At 53.9% G+C, this 8,107-nt stretch carries 6 protein-coding genes; 3 read left to right on the forward strand and 3 right to left on the reverse strand.

From position 1 onward, the window contains the following. Positions 1-1,222 (forward strand): ABC transporter substrate-binding protein (locus JRI95_15050; protein MBW2062861.1); only part of this gene is annotated, 1,222 nt, incomplete at its 5' end. Positions 1,223-1,335: 113 nt separating this feature from the next. Here the strand turns inward: JRI95_15050 and JRI95_15055 are convergent. Both JRI95_15055 and JRI95_15060 read right to left on the reverse strand, forming a co-directional pair. Next, positions 1,336-2,484: an acyl-CoA dehydrogenase family protein gene (locus tag JRI95_15055; GenBank protein MBW2062862.1), complete on the reverse strand. Its 1,149-nt coding sequence runs from the start codon at positions 2,482-2,484 to the stop codon at positions 1,336-1,338. Positions 2,485-2,505: 21 nt separating this feature from the next. Next, entirely contained in the window at positions 2,506-3,684 is a 1,179-nt protein-coding gene (locus JRI95_15060; GenBank protein MBW2062863.1) for an acetyl-CoA C-acetyltransferase, read from the reverse strand. A 317-nt stretch (positions 3,685-4,001) separates the two neighbouring features. Here JRI95_15060 and JRI95_15065 point away from each other — a divergent pair, with 317 nt between their 5' ends. Then, positions 4,002-4,658, forward strand: a complete 657-nt coding sequence (locus JRI95_15065) for a DUF1847 domain-containing protein (GenBank protein ID MBW2062864.1) — start codon at positions 4,002-4,004, stop codon at positions 4,656-4,658. Between the two features lie 312 nt (positions 4,659-4,970). After that, complete coding sequence (locus JRI95_15070; GenBank protein MBW2062865.1) at positions 4,971-5,780, forward strand: crotonase/enoyl-CoA hydratase family protein; 810 nt, start codon at positions 4,971-4,973, stop codon at positions 5,778-5,780. 228 nt (positions 5,781-6,008) lie between these two features. On the opposite strand, the gene JRI95_15075 is transcribed toward JRI95_15070, so the two are convergent. Then, positions 6,009-7,562 carry a hypothetical protein gene (locus JRI95_15075; GenBank protein MBW2062866.1) on the reverse strand — a complete coding sequence of 518 codons (1,554 nt, stop codon included), beginning with the start codon at positions 7,560-7,562 and terminating at the stop codon, positions 6,009-6,011. Positions 7,563-8,107: the final 545 nt, after the last annotated feature.

Raw genomic sequence — 8,107 nt, forward strand, 5'->3', positions numbered from 1 at the left:
AATTATCGCCAATGTGCCAGGTTACCCAATCTCAGCCAAGGCCCTGAAAGGGGACGTGCTTTTGAGGGAAGCCAAGTCGGCGGTCAAGAAAGCCAAGAGGTTAAAGAGAAAAGCGGGCAAAGGGGAAAAAGAAAAGAAAGCATACGAAAAGGCCCAGGCCTTAGCAGATAAACTGGCCGCTGAAACCAAGAACGTCAAAAGCGTGGACGTCTTCCCGGTTGGCACCGGGGCCTACATCCTGGAAGAAGCCAGCCCAGGCAATTTCTTGAAAGTAAAAAGAAATCCCAACTGGTGGTTTGGCAAGAGTATCGGAAAACCGGAGATGCCTTACTATGACGGCCAGATAACTTATGTCATACCTGACCCGTCCGTTCAACTGGCCAACCTGCGGGCTGGCAAGGTCGAAAGCATGGTGGTCAGCAAGGCCCAGTATGAGTCAGTCAAAAACGATCCCAATATCAACGTCTATGTCTATCCCCACAACGCCGTATTCGGCCTGATGTTCAACCATCAGAGCAAGCCGATCAAGGACATCCGGGTGCGCAAGGCGATCTCCCACGCCATTGACCGCAAGGCCTTGATCCAGGGGACCCAGTTTGGCATGGCCCGGATCGCGAGTTGTATGTACCCTGGCGACCACTGGACTCACAATCCGAATCTGAAACCCGTGCCTTACGATCCCGAGCTGTCGCAAAAGCTCCTGGCCGAAGCCGGCTACGCAAAGGGCCTGAAGCTAAGGGGGACCACTGGTAATGAACCCATTTCAATAAACATAGCCGAGGCCATCAAGGCCATGCTGGCCAAGGTGGGTCTAGACTGGAAGGTGGATTTTCTGGACGCCCCTGCTTGGACAGACAGGCTTAGAAACCTCGAGTATGATGTGACGGTGCTTTACTGGAACTGGATCTACGACCCGGACCTGATGGCTTCCGCCTATTACCATCCTAAGGGCGGTTGGAATTTCGGGAAAAGCAACAATGAGAAAGCCATCGCCCTCATCGAGGCCGGGCGGGCGGAAACTGACGACCGGAAAAGACAAAAGATCTACTTTGAACTCGAAAAGGTGCTTTACGACAGCTACGAAGATGTCTGGATCTGGTGGGACACGGCGATCGTAGCCTACAGGAAGGTTGTTCAGGGATACAATCACAACATGATGCTTCAAGGCAGAGATGGATATTCCTTGTCACACCGTACCTGGTTCAAAGAAGGTCATCCCTAGTCCAGGAACAGGCTAACTTAAGGAAACATAGTCTAGAAAACATAGTCTAAACAACTTACCGACGGCCTGGTGTCAAAGGGCATCAGGCCGTTCGTATTTCAAGGTCGGGCGCCTTATCGCAGGAAATCTCTGGCAATGATGAGGCGTTGAATTTCGCTCGTTCCCTCGTAAATGCTCGTGACACGGACATCCCGATAGTAGCGTTCTATGGGGAAGTCCTGGGTATAGCCGTATCCGCCCAGAATCTGCATGGCGTCGTAACAGGCCTTATTGGCCGCTTCCGTGGCAAAGAGCTTGGCCATGGAGGCTTCCTTACCAAAATACCTCTTTTGGTCCTTAATAAACGCGGCCTGAAGGAGCAGAAGCCTGGCCGCTTCCAGGCGGGTGTAGTTGTCCGCGATCATCCACTGGATGGCCTGGTGCGAGGCAATAGGCACGTCAAACTGCACCCGCTCCTTGGCGTAGTTGGTGGCAAAGTCCATGGCCGCCAGTCCGATGCCCAGAGCCTTGGAACCGACGCCGATCCGGCCGCCGGCAAGCTCTGACACGGCGATGCGGAACCCATCGTCCAGCTTGCCCAGCAGGTTTTCCCTAGGAACCTTACAATCTTCAAAATGAAGCTCATTAGTGGACACGCCGTGCTGGCCCATCTTCTTTTCATCCTTACCGATCTCAAAACCGGAAAAGTCAGGTTCCACAAGGAAGGCGCTGATACCCTTTCTTTTGGGCGCCTCCTTGTCAGTGACCGCCCAGACGACGAAAACCCCGGCGTATTCGGCACTGGTGATAAACATCTTATGTCCATTCAGCACCCAGTGATCACCGTTTAATGCGGCGGTGGTTTTAATAGCAGCCGGGTCCGATCCAGCCGTGGTTTCGGTCAGGGCGAAGCTGCCCGCGGGATATTTCCCGTTCACAAGCGGCGGGATGTATTTTTGCTTCTGTTCCTCAGTCCCGACCGACTGGATGACCTCAGCCACCATGTTTGTGACGGCCGTCGTGCCGGTGGTCGCAGAGCAGGCCCGGCCCAATTCGGTCATGGCCAGCGAGAAGGCCACCGCGCCTGCGGCTATACCTCCATACTCGGGCTCGACACAAAAGCCCATGAAACCCAGATCAGCCAGTTTTTTTAAATTCCTTTTGAGAATATCCCGGTTCTTGGTGCGGTCCAGTTCAGCCGCCACGGGTTCCAGTTCTCGTTTGGCAAACTTTAAAGCCGTTTCTTGAATAGATTTTTGTTCTGCTGTCAGTTCAAAATCCATGGACTTGCTCCTTGTAACGCCTTAAGCTCGTTTTATCACCATGGACACCGCCTCTCCGCCCCCGAGGCACAGAGAAGCCAGCCCGACTTTGTTATCCCGACGAATCATCTCAAAAATCAGTGTCACCAGGACCCGGCAGCCGCTCGCGCCGATAGGATGGCCCAAGGCCACGGCTCCACCGTTAACATTCACTTTAGCGGGGTCCAGCTGTAGCTCTTTTAAGACCGCTACCGTGGACCCGCTGAAGGCCTCGTTGATCTCATAAAGATCAATATCTTCCAGACCCAGGCCTTCTTTCTTGAGACATTTTGGTACGGCCAGGATGGGTGCCACCAGGACGTACTTCATGTCGATACCCGCAGATGCCTGAGCTTCAATGGAAGCCATAATCTGACACCCCAGGCTTTCCGCTTTTTCACGGGCCATGACCACAACCGCCGCCGCTCCGTCGGATATGACCGATGCATTTCCAGGAGTCGTCAGGCCGCCTTCTTTAAAAGCCGGTTTCATCTTGGAAAGGACTTCCAGGGACGTTTCGCGAGGACACTCGTCCTGGCTGAAAAGGGTCGGGCTGCCTTTTTTCTGCGGCACCGGAACCGGAATGATTTCATCTTTAAATCTTCCAGCTTCAATGGCCGCCAGGCTTCGCCGGTAGGACTCCACAGCATACCGATCCTGATCTTCACGGCTGACACGGTATTTTTCCGAAACAAGCTCGTTGGACATGCCCATGTGAAAATCGTTTACAATGTCCCAGAGGCCGTCATGCACCATGTGGTCGCACAGAGCGCCGTCTCCCATGCGGTAACCGAATCGAGCTTTCTCCAGGTAAAAGGGCGCCAGACTCATGTTTTCCATACCACCGGCCACGACGACATCCGCGTCTCCAACCTGGATCGCCTGAGCGGAGAGCATCACGGTCTTAAGACTGGAGCCACAGACCTTATTCACGGTCAAACACTCCGCTTCCCAAGGCATCTGAGCCAGGACCGCCGCCTGTTTGGCCGGGTTCTGTCCATAACCGCAAGGCAGGACGAGACCCATGTTCACTTCATCCACCTCCGGTTTTTCGATCCCAGCCCGCCGGATGGCCTCTTCGATGACAATGGCGCCAAGCTTTGTAGCGCCTATGCTTCCCAGTGAGCCATTGAAACTGCCCAACGGCGTCCGAACCGCACTCACAATAACCGCTTCCCTCATGGCTAGCACCTCAAGTAAACGTCAATGGATTTTTGAAAACGTCGGGGGCCCTCAGACTTCCCCGAATGGTTCTTATAAATTTGCCTGCCATTTCCATTAACTCTTTCTAAGAGTCGTTTGATCTTCACGCCGATATCCCGGTGCGATCATTTGACACCCAAGCGCTTTTTCCCTATACTCGTTTCCACTTAAAAAGGATTTCTTAACGCTTCATTCCAGCTGCGATAAGTTGTCCGAATAATAATAAGACACGCGATTGTTGTCAACCTGCCTTTCATAACTTTGATACCGGAAGCCGATGAATCTGGAGGGAATTCATGAGCAAAAAACAAACCCAGTGCAGTTACTGTGCCCGCAAGCGATGCTTTATAGGTGATCTCAGTCAGGCCCCGGACTTCTGCCCTTCCCTGATACAGGCTGAAGTAATCGAACAGGCCAAGACCACGCTTAAAGAACCTGAAAACAAACAAATGGCCCAGGATGTGGCCAGGACGTGGAAGGATTACGGTAGGCTCACCCGGATTGAGGAGACGATCCTCTATGCGAAACTTCGCGGATACAAGAAACTGGGCCTGGCTTTTTGCGTGGGCCTGGCAGAGGAGGCCGAGCTTCTCAGCAACCTGCTGCTCAACGAGGGCTTCGATGTGGTCTCGGTCTCCTGCATGTGCGGCGCGCTCAGCTCGGATGATATAGACCTGCCCGAAGAAGACAAGATCCTCTCCGGCGCCCGGCAGCCTATGTGCAATCCTGTCGGCCAGGCCGCAGTGCTGGACGCTCAAGAATGTGAACTCAATATCCTGCTGGGACTATGTGTCGGTGATGATACTCTGTTCATCAAACACTCCAAGGCCCCGATCACGGTGCTGGCGGTCAAAGATCGGGTCCTGGCCCACAACCCCCTGGGGGCGCTCTATACGGCGCGACGGTTCTATACCAGAATAAACACCAGGAAGCCCAAGAAAGCAGTTGAGTAAAGGCCGCCCGCATCAGTGTTAATTCGCTGCCTTTGGTTGACAAGCCCCTGTAGGCTCAATCGCCGCGCTTAGCCCCCATGCCTGTGATTGCCATTCCTTGGTGGTTTCGAGCTCTTGGTCAAGTCGGATGAGTCGCAACGGTGCACTCCATACAGTCATTTGTTTAAATAGCCCGATTCATCCTCCAGCGCGGCGCTCGATTCTGGTTGACATATCACCAATTTTTCGCTTTATAATGGCATCCAGCCAGGAGGCAGAAAAAATAAATACGCCGGCAGCCCCTTTTTTCACACCGGCCAAAAGGAGTGATATATGTCTGACCGTGTAACTGTCTCGATTATGAATGGTGTGGCAGACGTCCGCATGAATCGTCCTGAAAAACTCAATGCCCTTGATCCGGCCATGTTTGAAGGATTGACTCAAATGGGTCTGGAGTTAGCGTCAGACCGGTCTGTGCGAGCCGTAGTATTGTCAGGCGAGGGGCGCGTTTTTTGCGCAGGGCTTGATTTTGCTAGCTTTCAGGCCATGGCGGACGCGAATGAAGATCGTCCGACACGCGGCCTCAGCGAGCGGGATTCAAGTAGTCCGGCCAACTTCGCTCAGCGAGCAGCTTATATTTGGGCAGAACTGCCCGTACCCGTTATCGCTGCGGTTCACGGGGTCGCTTTCGGCGGCGGCCTTCAGGTGGCTCTGGGGGCTGATATCCGGTTTGTGACCCCAGACGTCAGGTTATCTATCATGGAGATCAAGTGGGGTCTGGTTCCGGATATGAGCGGTACCCAGACCCTCCGTCATTTAGCCCGCCTTGACGTCGTTAAGGAACTGGCCTTCACCGGCCGCGTGATTTCAGGAACCGAGGCCGTGGAGTTGGGTTTGGCTACGCATGTCAGTGAAAAGCCGCTGGAAGCAGCCATGACTTTGGCCGCTGAAATTGCGGCCAATTCTCCAGACGCTGTTCGTGCTGGAAAAAAATTGCTTACCTCTTCCGGTTTGGTGAGCCTTGAAGAGGGCCTGCGCATGGAAGAGGAACTGCAAGGGTCGCTTATCGGCGCGCCAAACCAGGTCGAAGCCGTTCAGGCCAACCTTCAAAAACGGGAGCCAAGGTTCACGGACCCTGATTGAAGACGCTATTTTTATCGGTCAGGGCCGCGACCTGAAAAAATTTCAATATCAAGAGATTGCTTTGCGTCGCTCGCAATGACATGGCATTGATATTATCATGAAATGTCACCTGCGAGGAGCGCTAGCCACGAAGTAATCTTTTCCTTTTCAATCGGAACGTATTCTTTCATTTACTCTAATTATTATTTCCGTCCATTACGCCCTGTTACAGGAAAAGCAGAGACAACTTCAGGGATAGTATGGTATGGCCGGAGGACCCAGTTGAGTCTTCAACACCCGCTGCGCTTCCTCGATGAATTCGCACAGCAGCGGTCGAGTATCACGTGGATCAATGATATCCGTCCCGGACGCCTCGGCCGTTCGGAAAGGCGAAGCGATGGCCTTTAGACGACGTTCGAGCTCTTCACGTTTTTCCTCAGAGTCAGGCGCGGATTCGATCTCGCGACGGTAGGCTGCCATGGCTCCGCCTTCAATGTGCATCGAACCCCAGTTCGCCGATGGCCAGGCATAGCGGCGATACATACCGGTGGGCCGATGTTGACATTGTCCGGCAACGCCATAGACCTGACGCAAAACAAAGGTGATCCAAGGCATTTTACTTGCGCATACGGTACAGACCAGCCTGGCGCCGGCGCGTTCTATCCCTTGTTTCTCTGAGTCAAGGCCGACCATGAACCCGGGCTCGTCGGCAAAGGACACCATGGGTAAATGGAATGTATCGCACAGTCGGAAAAGGCGGATCACTTTCTCCCCGGCGGACACATCCGTAGCGCCACCCAAGTGTAAAGGGTTGTTGATCATTACGCCGACCGGATAACCGTTGACCCGTCCCAAACCCGTTATGCGCGACGGCCCAAAGAACGGGGCAATCTCGAAGAACGAATCACGATCAAGAACATGGTTCAAGATCGCATAAGCATCGTGGGGTTTCCTTGTTGACCGAGGCACTACTGAAAGCAGCTCCTCATCGCGGCGGTCAGGGTTGTCAGCAGGTTCGAGACGCGGCGGCGTCTCCCATACATTGTCTGGCAGAAAGCTAAGGAACCGCCGGATAATCTTAAACGCCTCCTCCTCGTTCTCGGCCAGGTTGTCAACCACCCCGCTTTTGTAAACATGAATCCGCTCATCCCCTAGATCCTCTTTGGTAATATCATACCCCAGGGCCGCCTTGACCACCGGGGGGCCGCCGGGAAAGAGCTGGCTGATGCCCTTGACCATCAGACTGAAGTGAGCGAGACAAGCCTGTACGGCCGGAAGTCCGGCCACCGAGCCCAACACCGCCGAGACAACCGGTACCGTGTTGAGGAGCTGCACTTCCACGGTTGACCAGATGTTGCCATCTGGGAGGTACGTCCGGCCGATGTGCTCAAAGCTCCTGACGCTGCCGCCGACAGCATCAAGGAGACGAATGTAAGGCAGGCGCCATTCCAGGGCTCGATCCTGCGGCTGCGGCTCACTGCCAAGGCCTTGCATGAGTTCACCCGCTCCGCCACGCACCGTGAAATCACCGCCGGTGACGATGACCTTGCGGCCGTCGAGCTCACAGATGCCTTGAACGGAAGGCTTTGGCGTGAATGCCGTAAGCTTATCGTCATCGTAAACGCCTCTGCCGGTGAGGGCGTTCCACTCCCGGAATGAGCCAGGGTCAGCCAACAAGGCGATTCGCTCGCGTACATCCAGCTTACCTCGCTTGTGCTGACGCGCAACGCCTTCCGGGCCGCCCATCTGCTGGGCAAGATGTTTCCGATACTCAAGTTCATCAACCTCCGGTCGCCAAGTCATGTTTGAACTCCTTTCAGACACGCGCTTAATTGTTGCCAAGGCCTCATAAGATGGAGATGGTGGCGCTGTTAAAAAAAGCCAGGGCCTTGTGTTTTATGGCCTGTTCTGTCAAACAATCCCGTCAACGCAAAGTCGCCGTACAGGAGAAGAGTGCCACGCCCCATGCGGTCGCTTGCCATGACCGGCTTTTGCTGAATAACTGTCCCCATGGCGATGCTGGGGGACTTTGTCAACAGTCCCAACACTAGACTTATATTTTTAAGATATTCATTTTACCACATTCATTGCAAGTTGAAACCTTGACATTAACGTTGGAGCGCCTTTGACGGGCATCAAAGAAAACGCATCGCAGGCTTTAGCCGGACTCTCTTCCAGGGCTTTATGAATATCATGAATGAAAATGGGATGCCGGGTCTTAAAGGTGCTCCATTCACAGATTTCATGGCCCTGGACTCAGGGGCCGCCCAACCCGCCTTGAACTCTGGTGGCTCTTCTCCCCGATAGCGGCTCAAAGTTTGTAAAAGTGACGGTTACTTATTATGTTA

It is taken from the genome of Deltaproteobacteria bacterium (assembly GCA_019308995.1).
Classification (GTDB): Bacteria; Desulfobacterota; Desulfarculia; order Adiutricales; family JAFDHD01; genus JAFDHD01.

Excerpts from the sequence above, each read along its gene's own strand:
- JRI95_15070 (MBW2062865.1), top strand. The coding sequence starts at position 4,971 with ATGTCTGACCGTGTAACTGTCTCGATTATGAATGGTGTGGCAGACGTC.
- JRI95_15060 (MBW2062863.1), bottom strand. The coding sequence starts at position 3,684 with ATGAGGGAAGCGGTTATTGTGAGTGCGGTTCGGACGCCGTTGGGCAGT.
- JRI95_15065 (MBW2062864.1), top strand. The coding sequence starts at position 4,002 with ATGAGCAAAAAACAAACCCAGTGCAGTTACTGTGCCCGCAAGCGATGC.
- JRI95_15055 (MBW2062862.1), bottom strand. The coding sequence starts at position 2,484 with ATGGATTTTGAACTGACAGCAGAACAAAAATCTATTCAAGAAACGGCT.
- JRI95_15075 (MBW2062866.1), bottom strand. The coding sequence starts at position 7,562 with ATGACTTGGCGACCGGAGGTTGATGAACTTGAGTATCGGAAACATCTT.